This window comes from Porphyrobacter sp. LM 6 (assembly GCF_001720465.1).
In the GTDB taxonomy this organism is placed as follows: domain Bacteria; phylum Pseudomonadota; class Alphaproteobacteria; order Sphingomonadales; family Sphingomonadaceae; genus Erythrobacter.
This window is the reverse complement of record NZ_CP017113.1, coordinates 1,922,979-1,937,739: the sequence shown is the minus strand read 5'-3', so window position 1 is coordinate 1,937,739 and position 14,761 is coordinate 1,922,979. Positions and strand designations below refer to the sequence as shown.

The 14,761-nt window shown below is 62.9% G+C and carries 14 protein-coding genes and 1 tRNA gene; 12 read left to right on the top strand and 3 right to left on the bottom strand.

Annotated elements, in window-relative coordinates; translation table 11 throughout:
* Positions 1-40: 40 nt before the first annotated feature.
* The gene (gene ychF, locus BG023_RS09275) at positions 41-1,141 is read left to right on the top strand and encodes a redox-regulated ATPase YchF (RefSeq protein WP_069310187.1); all 1,101 of its coding nucleotides are present in this window, start codon (positions 41-43) and stop codon (positions 1,139-1,141) included.
* Positions 1,142-1,801: 660 nt separating this feature from the next.
* On the opposite strand, the gene mutL is transcribed toward ychF, so the two are convergent.
* Complete coding sequence (gene mutL / locus BG023_RS09265) at positions 1,802-3,652, bottom strand: DNA mismatch repair endonuclease MutL (protein ID WP_069310185.1); 1,851 nt, start codon at positions 3,650-3,652, stop codon at positions 1,802-1,804.
* Positions 3,653-3,854: 202 nt separating this feature from the next.
* On the opposite strand from mutL, the gene BG023_RS09260 reads away from it, so the two are divergent.
* The 6 genes from BG023_RS09260 (at position 3,855) to BG023_RS09235 (ending at position 9,930) form a co-directional block, all read left to right on the top strand.
* Positions 3,855-4,898 carry a rod shape-determining protein gene (locus tag BG023_RS09260; RefSeq protein WP_069310184.1) on the top strand — a complete coding sequence of 348 codons (1,044 nt, stop codon included), beginning with the start codon at positions 3,855-3,857 and terminating at the stop codon, positions 4,896-4,898.
* Positions 4,899-4,933: 35 nt separating this feature from the next.
* Entirely contained in the window at positions 4,934-5,884 is a 951-nt protein-coding gene (gene mreC, locus BG023_RS09255) for a rod shape-determining protein MreC (RefSeq protein ID WP_069310183.1), read from the top strand.
* Positions 5,884-6,438, top strand: a complete 555-nt coding sequence (locus BG023_RS09250; protein ID WP_069310182.1) for a rod shape-determining protein MreD — start codon at positions 5,884-5,886, stop codon at positions 6,436-6,438. Before mreC ends, BG023_RS09250 begins: the two co-directional genes overlap by 1 nt.
* Positions 6,438-8,603, top strand: coding sequence for a penicillin-binding protein 2 (gene mrdA, locus BG023_RS09245; protein ID WP_069310181.1), 2,166 nt, complete (start codon positions 6,438-6,440; stop codon positions 8,601-8,603). The genes BG023_RS09250 and mrdA overlap by 1 nt, the downstream gene beginning before the upstream one ends.
* 56 nt (positions 8,604-8,659) lie before the next feature.
* Complete coding sequence (gene rodA, locus BG023_RS09240) at positions 8,660-9,733, top strand: rod shape-determining protein RodA (RefSeq protein ID WP_233992975.1); 1,074 nt, start codon at positions 8,660-8,662, stop codon at positions 9,731-9,733.
* Positions 9,734-9,854: 121 nt separating this feature from the next.
* Positions 9,855-9,930, top strand: a tRNA-Lys gene (locus tag BG023_RS09235).
* Between the two features lie 16 nt (positions 9,931-9,946).
* On the opposite strand, the gene BG023_RS09230 is transcribed toward BG023_RS09235, so the two are convergent.
* Both BG023_RS09230 and BG023_RS14750 read right to left on the bottom strand, forming a co-directional pair.
* On the bottom strand, positions 9,947-11,299 hold the full coding sequence (locus tag BG023_RS09230) for an aromatic ring-hydroxylating oxygenase subunit alpha (protein ID WP_069310179.1): 1,353 nt from the start codon (positions 11,297-11,299) through the stop codon (positions 9,947-9,949).
* Positions 11,300-11,396: 97 nt separating this feature from the next.
* Positions 11,397-11,768, bottom strand: a complete 372-nt coding sequence (locus BG023_RS14750; protein ID WP_150122844.1) for a hypothetical protein — start codon at positions 11,766-11,768, stop codon at positions 11,397-11,399.
* Between BG023_RS14750 and BG023_RS14745 the strand changes: the two genes are divergently transcribed.
* The 5 genes from BG023_RS14745 (at position 11,761) to BG023_RS09205 (ending at position 14,758) form a co-directional block, all read left to right on the top strand.
* Positions 11,761-12,072: a hypothetical protein gene (locus tag BG023_RS14745; RefSeq protein WP_150122843.1), complete on the top strand. Its 312-nt coding sequence runs from the start codon at positions 11,761-11,763 to the stop codon at positions 12,070-12,072. The genes BG023_RS14750 and BG023_RS14745 overlap by 8 nt on opposite strands.
* Complete coding sequence (ribB, locus tag BG023_RS09220; RefSeq protein ID WP_069310177.1) at positions 12,069-13,316, top strand: 3,4-dihydroxy-2-butanone-4-phosphate synthase; 1,248 nt, start codon at positions 12,069-12,071, stop codon at positions 13,314-13,316. Before BG023_RS14745 ends, ribB begins: the two co-directional genes overlap by 4 nt.
* Before the next feature lie 5 nt (positions 13,317-13,321).
* Positions 13,322-13,741, top strand: coding sequence for a 6,7-dimethyl-8-ribityllumazine synthase (ribH, locus tag BG023_RS09215; RefSeq protein ID WP_069310176.1), 420 nt, complete (start codon positions 13,322-13,324; stop codon positions 13,739-13,741).
* A gap of 140 nt (positions 13,742-13,881) precedes the next feature.
* The gene (locus BG023_RS09210; protein WP_069310175.1) at positions 13,882-14,079 is read left to right on the top strand and encodes a hypothetical protein; all 198 of its coding nucleotides are present in this window, start codon (positions 13,882-13,884) and stop codon (positions 14,077-14,079) included.
* 148 nt (positions 14,080-14,227) lie between these two features.
* A complete protein-coding gene (locus BG023_RS09205; RefSeq protein WP_083234637.1) occupies positions 14,228-14,758 on the top strand; it encodes a MarR family winged helix-turn-helix transcriptional regulator in 531 nt (176 codons plus the stop codon).
* Positions 14,759-14,761: the final 3 nt, after the last annotated feature.

Here is a 14,761-nt window from a genome sequence, read left to right as displayed (position 1 = left end):
TAAGGGCCAGCGCTTTCCAGCTAGCCAAGAGATAATCATCATGGGTTTCCGTTGCGGGATCGTCGGCCTGCCGAACGTCGGCAAGTCCACCTTGTTCAATGCACTCACCGAGACCCAGGCGGCGCAGGCGGCGAATTATCCCTTCTGCACGATCGAGCCCAATGTCGGGCAGGTCGCGGTGCCGGACGAGCGGCTGCAAAAAATCGCTGCCATCGCCAAGAGCGCCAAGATCATCGAAACCCAGCTCGGCTTCGTCGACATCGCCGGCCTCGTGAAGGGCGCGAGCAAGGGCGAAGGGCTCGGCAACCAGTTCCTCGGCAATATCCGCGAGGTCGACGCGATCGTCCACGTTCTGCGCTGCTTCGAAGATGACGACATCCAGCATGTAGCCAACAAGGTCGATCCCATTGCGGATGCCGAAGTGGTCGAGACCGAGCTGATGCTCTCGGATCTCGAAAGCCTCGAAAAGCGCGTGCCTGCCGCAGCCAAGCGTGCGACCGGCGGCGACAAGGAAGCCAAAGCAATGGCCAGCGTGCTCGGCCAAGCGTTGGAACTGCTGCGCGACGGCAAGCCTGCACGCCTGACCGTGCCGAACGACGACGAGGAAGCACGCCTGTTCAAGCAGGCCCAACTGCTGACCGCCAAGCCGGTTCTCTACGTCTGCAACGTCGCCGAGGAAGACGCGGCGACCGGCAATGCGCTGTCGGCCAATGTGTTCGAGAAGGCCGCAGCCGAGGGTGCCGAGGCTGTGGTCGTCTCCGCCGCGATCGAAGCCGAACTGGTCGCCATGCCGATGGAAGACCGCGGCGAATTTCTCGAAGCGCTCGGAATCACCGAAAGTGGCCTCGCCCGCGTGATCCGCGCTGGATACAAGCTTTTGGGTCTCAAGACCTTCTTCACCGCAGGCCCCAAGGAAGCGCGCGCCTGGACTTTCCCTGCGGGTGCCAAGGCCCCGCAGGCGGCCGGCGAAATCCACTCCGACTTCGAACGCGGATTCATCCGCGCCGAAACGATTGCCTATGACGATTACATCGCCCTCGGTGGCGAGGCGGGCGCGAAGGAAGCTGGCAAGCTGCGGCAGGAAGGCAAGGAATACGTGGTGCAGGACGGCGACGTGCTGCTGTTCAAGTTCAACGTGTGAGGGGTTGGGATAGCGCCCTTCCTCAACCGTCGCCCCGGACTTGATCCGGGGTTAGGCTTTTTCCTTGAGCGTCACGCTGCGGTCATTAGCGACGGATTGGCTCCCACGGCCTGCTCCGGTCGAAGCCTCTCAAATGTATCCCCTTCGTTTCGTCCGACTCGAACCAGACCTTGCCGTGGTTCATCATGCACCCACGCCAACCGATGGGATCGACCTCGCTTGCCCCCCTTGCGCTGATTTCCTGCCAGTCGCTTAGAGGAATTCGCCCGGGCGTTATCGAGTTGAAATCCTCCAGATCGAAATAGAGGGTCCGCCCACGTTCGTCTGTGATGACAAATCTGGGAGCAACGAATTCATTGAAACGGCTTTTGGGGCCTGTGGCTCTAAGCGCAATCTTGAGCCGGGCGAAATATCGTTCAACTTTGCCCCGCGTTGTCTCTCCCCCGCAGTGAAAGACCTCGTCCCGTGGCTGGGGAGCGCCCGCTGAAGCGGCGAGAGCCAGACACGATGCAAGAGCAGTGGCGGATAGAATTTTCCAAAGCATTTTGTGGACGTAACTCATTCCGAATGCTCGGACCAGTGGCACGACCTCTCGCCTCAGGGAAATAAGCCGAACCCCGGATCAAGTCCGGGGTGACGATTTGAGCGATGGTGCGTCCCTCAATGCCGCCCAAACAGCTTTTCGACTTCCTCCAGACTCAGCTTCACCCAGGTCGGCCGCCCGTGATTACACTGGCCGGAACGCGGCGTCGCTTCCATCTCGCGCAGCAGCGCATTCATCTCCGCGACGCTGAGCATCCGCCCGGCCCGCACCGATCCGTGGCAGGCCATGGTCGCCAGCACCAGTTCGAGCCGCTCGGCCAGTAGCAGCGCGCCGCTTTCTTCCTGCTTGCCGTGCTTGGCGATGTCGTCCGCAAGATCACGCAATAGCGCGGCGCTATCGGCCTTGGGCAATGCGGCTGGGAGTGCGCGGACGAGCATCGCGGAAGGCCCGAAACGCTCGATCACGAGGCCATAGCGGGCAAGCCCCTCGGAGGCATCCTCCAAGCGGTCGCAATCAACTTCGTCCATTTCGACCACATCGGGCACCAGAAGCGCTTGCGAACGACGTGTTGCCTCGTCAGCGCCGGCCGCGCGCAGGCGTTCGAGCACGAGGCGTTCATGCGCGGCGTGCTGATCGACCAGCACCAGCCCATCGGCAGCTTCCGCGACGATATAGGTGTTCGCCACCTGCCCGCGCGCGATGCCGAGCGGATAGGCCTGCGCCTCGGCAGGCACTGGCGCGGCTTCCTCGGCACGCCCCTGCGGCTGTGCAAGCGGCGCGCTCCAGGCAGAACGCGCCTCGCTCACCTGCGGCTGCGGCGCGGTCCAGTCACGACCGGAGAATATGCTCTCCAGCATCGGCGCTACCGGCGCAGGGGACACGGGTTCGGACACCCACCGCGCCATCGCCGCGCGGTCCGGACCCTGCGCGCTGCGTCGGTCACCCGTCGCCAACGCCTGCCGCAGCCCGCTAACGATAAACCCGCGCACTCCGGCGCTGTCGCGGAAGCGCACCTCGGTCTTGGCCGGATGGACGTTCACATCGACATCTTGCGGCGGGAGATCGAGGAACAGCGCCAGCACCGCATGACGATCGCGCGCGAGCATGTCGGCGTAGGCCCCGCGCACCGCACCCACCAGCAGCCGGTCCTTCACCGGGCGGCCATTGACGAAAAGGTATTGGTGATCGGCCACCCCGCGATTGTAGGTCGGCAGGCCCGCAAGCCCGGTCAACCGCATGAGGCCATAGGGTGTCTCGCGCACCAGCTCGATTGGAACCGAGTTGTCCTTGAGTTCATGGGCGACGATCCGCGCGACGCGGGTCGCCAGTTCTTCATCTGCCTGCAGCGAGAGAACCGTCCGCTTGCTCCCCTCGCCCAGAGTTTCGAGCGTAAAGCCAACATCGGGCCGCGCCATGGCAAGCCGGCGCACGACATCGAGACATGCGGCATATTCGCTGCGGGCCGAGCGCAGGAACTTGCGGCGCGCGGGGACCTTGGCGAACAACTCTTCGACCCGCACACGTGTGCCGGGCGGGAGCGCAGCAGGCTCGTCGACCAGCAACCCACCGTGATCGACCACCCGCCGCCAGCCTTCTGACGCACCTGCTTCGCGGCTTTCGATTGTCAGGCGCGCGACGCTCGCGATCGAAGGCAGTGCCTCGCCGCGGAACCCAAGCGTCGTCACCAGTTCGATCGCCCCGTCCGGGCCGATCAACGATTCCGGCAGCTTCGATGTGGCGTGGCGTTCAAGCGCCAGCGCCATCGCATCCGGCCCCATTCCGCAGCCATCGTCGACGACCTCGATCCGTTCAAGTCCGCCTTCAGCCAGCACCACCCCGATTCGCCGCGCACCGGCATCAATCGCGTTTTCGACCAGCTCTTTCAGCGCCGCAGCCGGGCGTTCGACCACCTCACCGGCAGCAATGCGGTTCACCAGAGCGGACGGGAGGCGGCGGATTTCGGGCATTTGTCGCACGCTAGCGGTCAGCGGTCGCAATTTCGAGGGCAGACCCCCAGAAATCACCCGCTTGTTGGACAAATATTTTGGCGTTTTGCGCACGGATTCGCTAGGCGCATCCAGTCATGTCATTACCGGGTCGAAATAACCGCAGCCGTCCCCATATACGGTCTGCGCCCCCCGCCCCGCTACCACTGGAACACCAACACAAATGAGCTTCCTGTCCAATCTCTTCAAGTTCGGTTCGCAGAACATGGCGATCGACCTCGGCACCGCCAACACGCTCGTCTACGTGCAGGATCAGGGGATCGTGCTGAACGAGCCGTCGGTCGTCGCGATCGAGACGATCAACGGCATTCGCCGCGTCAAGGCGGTAGGCGATGATGCCAAGATGATGATGGGCAAGACCCCGGACAGCATTGAGGCAATCCGCCCGCTGCGTGACGGCGTGATCGCCGACATCGAAGTCGCCGAGCAAATGATCAAGCACTTCATCCAGAAGGTGCACGGCAAGAAGAGTATGTTCCGCTATCCGGAAATCGTGATTTGCGTGCCTTCAGGTTCGACATCGGTGGAACGTCGCGCGATCCGCGATGCGGCATCGAATGCGGGCGCATCGGATGTGCACCTGATCCTTGAACCGATGGCGGCCGCGATTGGCGCGGACATGCCGGTGACCGAACCGGTTGGCAGCATGGTCGTCGACATTGGCGGTGGCACCACCGAAGTCGCCGTGCTCTCGCTGCGCGGCCTCGCCTACACCACCTCGGTGCGCACCGGCGGCGACAAGATGGACGAAGCGATCGTCAGCTATGTCCGCCGTCACCACAACCTGTTGATCGGTGACGCCACGGCGGAGCGGATCAAGAAGGATTACGGCATCGCCATGATCCCCGAAGACGGCGTGGGTGAAACCATCACCCTGAAGGGACGCGACCTTGTGAACGGCGTTCCCAAGGAAATCACCATCAACCAGGCGCATGTCGCCGAAGCGCTCAGCGAACCGATCGGTGCCATCGTCGAAGGCGTGCGCATCGCGCTCGAAAACACCGCGCCGGAACTCGCTGCCGACATCGTCGATCAGGGCATCGTGCTCACTGGTGGCGGGGCGCTGATCCGCCGCTTGGACGAGCATCTCCGCGAGGAAACCGGTCTGCCGGTCTCGGTCGCCGAAGATCCGCTGACTTGTGTCGCCATTGGCACCGGTCGGGCCATGGAAGATCCGGTCTATCGCGGCGTTTTGATGACCGCGTGACGGCGCGGCTTGAAACCCAGAAGGGACGATAAGCCATGGCGCCGCCCTCTTCGCGCCGTTCGGGCTTCTCCAAGAAGGCGCAATATTCGCTGTTTACCGGCTATCTGATTGCTGGTGCTGGCGCTGCGCTAGGCTTGGCGTTGCTGATGCTGTCGCTATGGCAGCCCGCCGCTTTCGCGCCGCTGCGGGGCGTGGCGACGGATGCTGTTGCTCCGGTCGGTAGTGTCGGCGCGGTGACGCGGAGCGAAAGCCAAGGATTCTTCGCTGGCATTGCGGGATATTTCAATGCCGGACGCCAGAATGCCGTGCTGCGCAAAGAGATGGAAATCGCGCGGATCCGCTTGGCCGAAGCCGAAGCGGTGAAGGCGGAGAACAGGCGCCTCAAGGGACTGCTCGGCCTGCGTGACGAGCCGGTAAAGCCTGTAGTGGTGGCGCGCCTTGTAGGCTCGACGGCTACCAGCACGCGCCGTCATGCCTTTCTTGCGGCGGGGAGCAACGATGGCGTGAAGCCGGGGATGCCGGTGGTGTCGGAGCGCGGAGTGATCGGGCGCGTGCTCGAAACCGGGCGTGGCTCCTCGCGGGTGTTGCTTTTGACCGATACTGAGAGTGTCTTGCCTGTGCAGCGGGCCAAAGATGGCCTTGTCGCCTTTGCAGAAGGCCGCGGCGATGGCCTGCTGCGGGTCCGGCTGGTCAATCTCGGCATCAATCCGCTCAAGGTCGGCGACGTCATGGTGACCAGCGGCGCTGGCGGATATTACCGGCCCGGTGTCGCAGTCGCAGTGATCGGCGAACTAACCGCTGATGGGGGCATTGCCAGACTTGTTGCAGAACCTTCGGCCGCCATCTTTGTCGCGGTTGAACCCATGCACCAGCCTGCGGCTGTTAAAGCACTTGCCGAAGATTCGCCGGCACGTGTGCCGCCTGCAGGATCGTCTCCTGCCTCGTCGCCGTCGCCGACTCCGACCGAGACACCGGCAGACGAGTGATGGAGCGGCTCGACCCTCGCGCACGGTCGGACATTTACGGGCAACGGATCAACCGTGCGCCTTCGGCTTGGCGCGTGGTTGTCGTGCCCTATCTGTCGATCATGCTCGGATCGATCATTCCGCTGTTTTTGATCGCCGATGTTATGCCGCTTGTGCCGCCACTCGGCTTTCTGATGCTGCTTGCATGGCGCATGGTCCGGCCCGGTCTGATGCCGCTCTGGATCGGTGCCCCGCTCGGCGCGTTTGACGATCTGGTGAGCGGCCAGCCCTTCGGCAGTGCCATGCTGCTATGGTCGATTGCGATGATCGCAATCGAGCTGATCGAAACCCGCTTTCCCTGGCGCGGGTTCTGGCAGGATTGGTTTACCGCCGGCATGATGGCGGCAGGGTACTGGCTGGTCTGCCTGCTGGTTTCCGGCGCACCGGTAACGCCCGAGCTATTCATGGTTGCGTTCCCGCAGGCGGTGCTCGCCGTATTGCTCTATCCAATCATTGCTCGGCTTGTTGCTGGACTTGACCGCTTTCGACTCTCCCGCGCGCGGAGGATCGACTGATGAAGTTCCCGTGGCTGCGGGACGGACCGCAACGCCCTGCGCGAATGGTCAACGCCTCGATCCTGCGGGCGACGTTCGAGCGTCGGGGTATGCTGATCGCCGGTGTACAAGGCGGGATCGGCGTGTTGCTCGCGCTGCGGCTTGGCTATCTCGCTGTAGCCGAAAACGAGAAATACCGCCTCGAGTCCGAAAGCAACCGCGTCAACCTGACGCTGATCCCGCCGCGCCGCGGATGGATCCTCGATCGCAACGGCGCGCCGCTCGCCTCAAACCGTGCCGATTTCCGCGTCGACCTGATCCCCGAGCGCCTGAAAGATGCCGACGGAACGATCGACCGCCTCGGCGAGCTGCTGTCGCTCGATGCAGCGCGCATCGCCGACATTAAGGACAAGGTCAGTCAGGCGCGCGGATTTCAACCAGTCGAAGTCGATAGCGGCCTCAGTTACGACCAGTTCGCCGCACTCAGCGTGCGCCTGCCCGACCTGCCCGGCGTTGTCCCGCAACGTGGCTTTTCGCGGCTCTATCCGACTGCATCCAGCGTCGGCCATTTGATCGGCTATGTCGGCCCCGCTTCGGCAGAGGAGTACGAAAAAGACCCCAACCCGCTGCTGATCACCCCCGGCTACAAGATCGGCAAGGACGGGTTGGAAAAGCAGTTCGAAAAGGAACTGCGCGGCGTTCCGGGTGCGCGCCGGGTGGAAGTGACCGCCAGCGGCCGGATCGTGCGCGATCTCGAGACCCGCGAAGACGTGCAGGGCCAGCCCATCCGCCTCACCATCGATGGGCCTCTACAGGACTATGCTGCGCGCCGCATCGGCCTTGAAAGCGGATCGGTTGTTGTGATGGACTGCCGTTCAGGCGACCTTTTGTGCATGGCCTCGATGCCGAGCTTCGATCCCAACAGCTTTTCCGATGGTATCGGTAGCGTCGAATACGGCATGCTGCGAGACGACGAGCGTGTGCCGCTCCGCAACAAGGTGCTCAAGGGCCTCTACCCACCCGGTTCGACCGTCAAGCCGATGGTTTCGATGGCACTCATGCAAGCGGGTGTCGACCCCAGCGAGACGGTGTTCTGCGGCGGCGGCCTCAGGGTCGGCAACCGCGTCTTCGGGTGCTGGAACCGCCGCGGCCACGGCGCAGTCGATATGGCCAAGGGGATCTACCAGAGCTGCGACGTCTACTTTTACGCCATGGCCCAGCGGGTCGGGATGGATCCGATCGCATCCATGGCGCGCCGCTGCGGCATGGGGCAAGAGTTCCCCCTCCCTGTGACGAGCCAGTTCTATGGCACAGTGCCGGACGCGGCTTGGAAGCTGAAAAAGTGGGGCCGCGAGTGGCAAACCTTCGATACGGTCAACGCGACCATTGGTCAGGGTTATATGCTCTCCAATCCGCTGCAGTTGGCAGTGATGGCTTCACGACTGGCGACCGGGCACCACGTGATGCCAAGGCTGACGCTCGACACCAAGCCCAAGGGTTTCGACAATATCGATTTTCCTTCCGAGCAGGTCGATTACGTCCGCAAGGCAATGAGCGATGTGGTCAACGGCCCCGGAACGGCAGGGCGCGCGCGTTTGCCTATCGAGGGCGTGCAGATGGCAGGCAAGACCGGCACCGCGCAGGTCGTCTCGCTCAGCATCTCGAACGGCAAATCGGGGCCGTGGAAGTACCGCGACCACGGCCTGTTCATTTTCTTCGCACCCTATGACAACCCGCGCTACGCGGGCGCGGTGGTGATCGAGCATGGCGGCGGATCGGGCGCAGCCTACCCGATCGCGCGCGACGTGATGACCTTCCTGTTCGATCCGGCCAAGGGCATGGAAGCCCTCACCGCACTGGAAGCACAATGGGGTGGCACCGCGCAACAGCGGCTCGAGGCGCGCTATGCTGCCTATGCAGCCGCACGGGGCGCCGAGGTCCGCCGCGTGCCGCGCCGCGACGAAGACATCTTCGACCGCGTCGAAGCCGAGGCGCGCGTCGCCGCGACGCAGACTGACGCAATCGCCGACGATGTGATCGCCCCGCGTCCCGAAGCCAATCCCTCGGCCGTTGTCCCCGTCACTGTTGACCAAGCCACCAGCGCAAGTGCCGCACCTGCCACGCCAGCTGCGGCGCCGGGGAGCGCCACGCCCGCGCCCGCTTCGCCGCCGGAGGTGCAACCATGAACACCTTCGCCCCCCGCGGGATTGTGCCCGAACCGATTGCGAGGCAGCCTTGGGAAATGCTAATCCCGTTGGTGCTGCTGACGGCGTTCGGCGGACTCGTGCTCTATTCGGCAGGCGGCGGGTCGATGCAGCCCTTCGCCATGTCGCACTTCATCCGCTTCCTCGTCTTCTCGGTAATGACCGCCATCATAGCCTCAATGCCACGCGAAGCAGTGCGGGTGCTGACCTACCCGGCCTATACGATCGTACTGCTTCTGCTGCTCGCCGTGGAGATTGTCGGCCAGGTTGGCGGCGGAAGCCAGCGCTGGCTGGAAGCGGGGCCGATCCGTATCCAGCCTTCCGAACTAATGAAACCGGCCGTGGTGCTGGCAATGGCGCGCTTCTACGAAACCCTTCCTTCGGGGCTGATCGGCTCCTGGCGTTCGGTCGTGCCGTCGGGCATGTTGATCCTGCTGCCGATCGCACTGGTACTGCTGCAACCCGACCTCGGTACATCGGTGGCGATTGCCTTTGGCGGGGTAGTGGTGATGTTCCTCGCCGGTCTGCCTTTGTGGTGGTTCCTGCTGGCAGGCGGCGCTGGGGTGGCGGCACTACCGCTCATCTATTTCTTCGCCCTCCACGACTACCAGCGCGCGCGTGTGACGACCTTCCTCGATCCCGAGAACGATCCGCTCGGCGCAGGCTATCACATCGCCCAGTCCAAGATCGCAATCGGATCGGGCGGTATCTTCGGCAAAGGGTTCAACAACGGCACCCAGAGCCACCTCAATTACCTGCCCGAACCGCATACCGATTTTGTCTTCGCAACAATGGCCGAGGAATGGGGTCTGGTTGGCGGGCTGTTCGTGCTCGCAATGTACACCATGATCCTGCGCTGGGGCTGGAAGGTCGCCAGCGAATCCCAGGACCGGTTCTGCGCGCTGCTCGCCGCCGGGGCGACGGCGACGATATTCTTCTATATCGCAATCAACCTTCTCATGGTTATGGGGATGGCCCCCGCCAAGGGCATCCCGCTGCCGTGGATGAGCCATGGCGGATCATCCATGATGACCAACATGATCTGCATCGGGCTGTTGCTGATGGTGAACCGCTGGAACCGTCTGGCCCCGCGACGGGGTTTGGCCGCGTAACTGCGATTTCTGCGCGATTAGGGCCTTGCCATCAGGGCGGGACACGCTAAATGCAGCGCCTCACGCGAATCGGGGCGCGGCCTTGGCCCTCCCGCAAGCGTGTTTCCGGCCAGATCGGAATGGACGCATAGCTCAGTTGGTAGAGCAGCTGACTCTTAATCAGCGGGTCCTAGGTTCGAGCCCTAGTGCGTCCACCATCCCCTTAAATCGGCATCAGACTCCCAGGCACGCGTCGAGCGTGTTGTGGTAGTGCTGAACGCGGCATTCCTCGTCGCTCAGCCACACCCGCTCGAACCCGCTTGAGGCCATGCCTTGCTGCACGCGGCCGAGCAGCGAAATGTCCTCGTCGATCGTGACCGTCATGGTCTTGTGCCCGGCGAGGATGTCTTCGTGGGTAAAACTGTCGCGCGATGGCCGGCGGAAATCGGCAGGCCGCGCGCCATTGAGGCGAAAGTGGGTGCCGATACGGGTGACCCCATCCACCTCCTCATTCTGCTCGCCCTGCGAGCCGTGGAAACGCACCAGCGTCAGCATGTCGAAATGGCTGCACCCCGGATTGGTGGAATCCGGGCGCGAACGCATCAACCATGCACTTTCCGGCGTGACCGAGAGTATCACGTTGGGGAATAGGTTGAACTGCCACACATCGGTAAGCTGCGCATCGGTGAAGCCGTCATAGGAAAGGCCCTGCTCCGCCGCGAGAGCACGCTTGGCGCGTTGCAGTGCGGGCCTGATCTGGTCGGTCCGGCCGCGGAATTCCGCCGGATCGAGCCCGAAAGCCTCAAGCTGCAAGGCTTGCATGTCGCTCGGCACCTCTGCCGAAGGAAAGCCTGAATCCGTCACCCCGCCCTCGACGAACACGGCCGTGTGGCCATGCGCGTAGAGCCCGATTGGCGCGGTCGCACATTCGAACATCCGGCGGTGGATCGGATGCAGGAAGGGGACGTGGTAGAGTTCGGCGAAATTGTCGATAATCGCCTTCCAGTTGCACAGGTGCGAGACGGACTGGTCATTCGTCACATCCATCAAATCGAGCCGGTAGGTGCCGATCGCCTCGGCCAGCGGGGCGAGAAAATCAGCCAGCGACAGATCCCCCGGGGTCAGGCGAACGAAGACCATGCCGAGCGATTCCTCCACCTCGACCGGTTTCAGAGCCAGATCGGCCTTGGGAACGCCGTTCGAAAAGCGCCCCTCCCCCGGCACGCTCTCCAAGCTGCCGTCGAGGCCGTAGATCCAGGCGTGGTACGGGCAGACAAACTTCTTCAACAGCCCGTGCGGTTCGGTGACGAGCCGGGTACCGCGATGCGTGCAGGCATTGTGCATGGCGCGCAGCATTCCGTCGCTGCCCCGCGCAACAATGATACTTTCGGCGCCGATGTCGAATGTAATGAACTGCCCCGGCTCGCGCAGGTCAGCGCTCACGCCAGCGACAAGCCAAGTCGTTGCCCACAGGCGCGTGCGTTCCCGTTCCATCCACTCAGCCGAAACATAACGCTGCTTGTCGAAGTTGCTGATTGCGATCGGCGAACGATCGGGCGCGTGGGCGTGCGAGAATGCGGTTGCCATTCGAACCTCCCCTCTCAGAGGCCGGGACAGTAGAGTTTGCACCGCTCATGATGAACTGGCGAATATCATATGGCTTGCGGCATCACGCCACAGACCTTCATGGCAGGTCGCAGCGTGGCTCCTCGCCAAGAATGTTCATGGTAAGCAGCACGACGGCTGCTCCGAACATCGCCAGCAAGGTGATGTCACGCTCCTCTTGTGTAAAAGGAGGGCCAATCAATCTGTCACGAAAGAGAAACTGGTCCCATCCTGCCGCGGTAAAAAAATCGGCACCAAAAGCCGCATATGCTAACGCCATTGGCAATGCTCCGCCGACGCCAAACAGCGCAAGCTTGAGCTTGGAGAGGTCAGTCCGGCCTAGAAGTGTTCGCAGTGAACACCACGCCGCTCCGACTAAGGCGCCAATCAGTACACCTCGTATGACTAGCGCGGCCGCGTTGGGATCAGGAGACCGGAGCAGGATGATCAATGCCAGCAAGACAAATTCAGGGACAAACTCTGTCCACCTCATGACCGCCCCCCAAAGTGTTGTTCGGATACACCGCCTATTTGACAGACGTTATGCTTCGGCGCTGGCGCGGATCAAGTTGATTGCTGAAGGCTGTTTCACGATTTTGAACAGAAAGCATTCGTCCGCCAATGACTTGAACGAAAACTGCGCCTCGGCGCCAACCATCAGCACCCGTTGCCATTCAATGATGGCTCGCAATTCTCATGTCAGCCTCGACCTGGCGCTTGCGATCACACTGCCATGTGATAATGCACCCACATGAACACATCACTCATCACACGCATTCGCGATCTCGTCACATCAGGCACCATGACGCGCGCTGGCCTTGCTCGCGCTGCCGGTCTTCACGCCAACACCCTGCGTGATTGCACCGAGGATGGCTGGAACCCCACTGCCGAGACACTCACCAAGCTCGAAACCTTCCTTGAAGCCAATGCCGACCGGCCGGTGCTCGCCACGATCGAAGAGATCATCGACGAGGCGCGCAATGGTCGCATGTACATCCTTGTCGATGACGAAGACCGCGAGAACGAGGGTGATCTCATCATCCCCGCACAGATGGCGACGCCGCAGGCGATCAACTTCATGGCGATGTATGGCCGCGGGCTGATCTGCCTCGCGCTCACCAAGGAGCGGGTCGACCACCTCGGCCTGAGCCCGATGAGTCGCAACAATCAGGAATCGATGCAGACAGCCTTCACGATCTCGATCGAGGCAAAGGAGGGCGTCACCACGGGCATCTCGGCGGCGGACCGCGCACGCACGATCTCGGTCGCGATCGATGCGGCAAAGGGCGCGGACGATCTTGTCACTCCGGGACACGTCTTTCCGCTGATGGCGCGCGATGGCGGCACGCTGGTCCGCGCAGGACATACTGAAGCCGCAGTCGATATCTCGCGGCTGGCCGGTCTCAACCCCTCTGGCGTGATCTGCGAGATCATGAACGAGGACGGGACGATGGCCCGGCTCGATGATCTGGTGAAGTTCGCGCGCAAGCACGACCTCAAGATCGGCACGATCCGCGATCTGATCGCCTACCGGATGCGTAACGACCATCTGGTCGAGCGCCTGTCGGAACGCGCATTCACGTCCGATTACGGCGGGCAGTGGCGCATGATCACCTATCGTGACCGCGTTGCAGGCAGCGAGGCGTATGTGCTCCAGAAGGGCCACGTCATTCCCGGCGAGCCCACCCTCGCCCGCGTCCACCCGATTTCGGTGTTCGACGACGTGCTGGGTGCACCCGGCCCGCGCAAGCGCACGCTCCAGCGGGCGATGCAGGCGATTGGCGATCACGGCTCGGGCGTGATCGTGATCCTCACCGGGCGGGTCGGCACCGGCGAATGGAGCCGCGACGAAGAGCTGCGGAGCATCGGGATCGGCTCGCAGATCCTAGTCGATCTCGGCGTATCGGACATGGTGCTGCTGTCGAACAGCCGCCCCGATCTCGTCGCGCTCGAAGGCTACGGCCTCACCATCACCGACTTCCACCCCATTCCGGAGTAAGCACCATGGCCCGTATCCTGATCGTCGAAGCGCGCTTCTACGCCCACCTCAATGACATGCTGATCGCCGGTGCGCGTGCCGCGCTGGAAGCGGTCGGGCATCAGGTGGAAGTCCTGACCGTTCCGGGCGCACTCGAAATCCCGGGCGCAATCGCGCTCGCCTCAGAGAGCGATCTCTACGACGGCTTCGTCGCCATTGGCGTGGTTATCCGTGGCGAGACCTATCACTTCGAGATCGTCGCCGGGGAAAGCGCGCGCGCAATCATGGCGCTGACGATGGATGGAATCGCGATCGGCAATGGCATCCTGACGGTCGAGAACGAAGCCCAGGCGCTGGTCCGCGCCGATCCGAAGCAGAAAGACAAGGGCGGTGAAGCTGCCAAGGCAGCACTCGCTCTGATGGCTTTACAGGCGCGTTTCGGCTGATTTCCCGCAAACGTTTGCCGTGCAGGTGTTCCATTTCGGCGCACCGCGCCCCACTACGTATTTTCCCTCTGTAGCTTTCCCTAAGGTATTAACGCGATACCGGGGGCGGGATTGCAGGTTCCCGCTGGTCGCGCGGGGGTATGGGTCTGTCACAGAACATAAGGGATCTGACCTTGGAATATCAAAACGGGGCGACGCCGCACGGCCATGGCGTGCCGGCTATTCTGGCGGCACTTGAAGAACAGTTGGCCGCGCTGGATCAATCGGGCGCGTGGATTGCTGCGGCTCACCTTGATTGCGCGATCCAGCAATTGAGGCTTGATCAGGTGCGCCGCTGAGCGCGATCCCGCCCTCAGGGATTTTACGCAAGAAAAAGAGCGACCTGCGTAGTAACCCTTAAAGCCAGCACCCGTCCCTATACCTATATTTTCCGGGAAAGAACCTCACTGGCCTGACAGGGCCGGGCTAACCCCGGAGACAGTTGGGATGGGCGATATCTCTGGCGACGGGCTGTGCCCAAGCGATGCGGACGCAATGGCGGATCCGGCGGCGCTGCTACATCCTCTCGCCGATGAACTGCTGACCATTGCGGCACGTCTGCGCGGCGCCGCCGTAACGCCGGACGCTGCCGATGATGCCACCCGGCGGGCGCGGACGCGGCGTGCCGGAAGCGGGAGCGCTCACCTTGCGCTGGCCCGCAAGACCTACGCTCTCCGGCGCAAGCGCGCTGCGATTTTCGGCAATCCCGACCTGTTCGGCGAGCCAGCGTGGGATATCCTGATCGATCTCTACATCGCCCATGCCGAGGGAAAGCCGGTCTCGGTGTCGAGCGCGTGCATCGGATCCGCGGCTCCCGCCACTACCGGTCTACGCTGGCTCGGCATTCTGGCGGACGAAGGCCTGCTGGTGCGCGAGAACGATGCCGACGACAACCGCCGCGTGCTCGTGCGCCTTACGCCAACGGGTCTCGCGGCGATGGAGCGGTTCTTCGATGCCGCGCAGGATGCCGTCAGCTAGGCT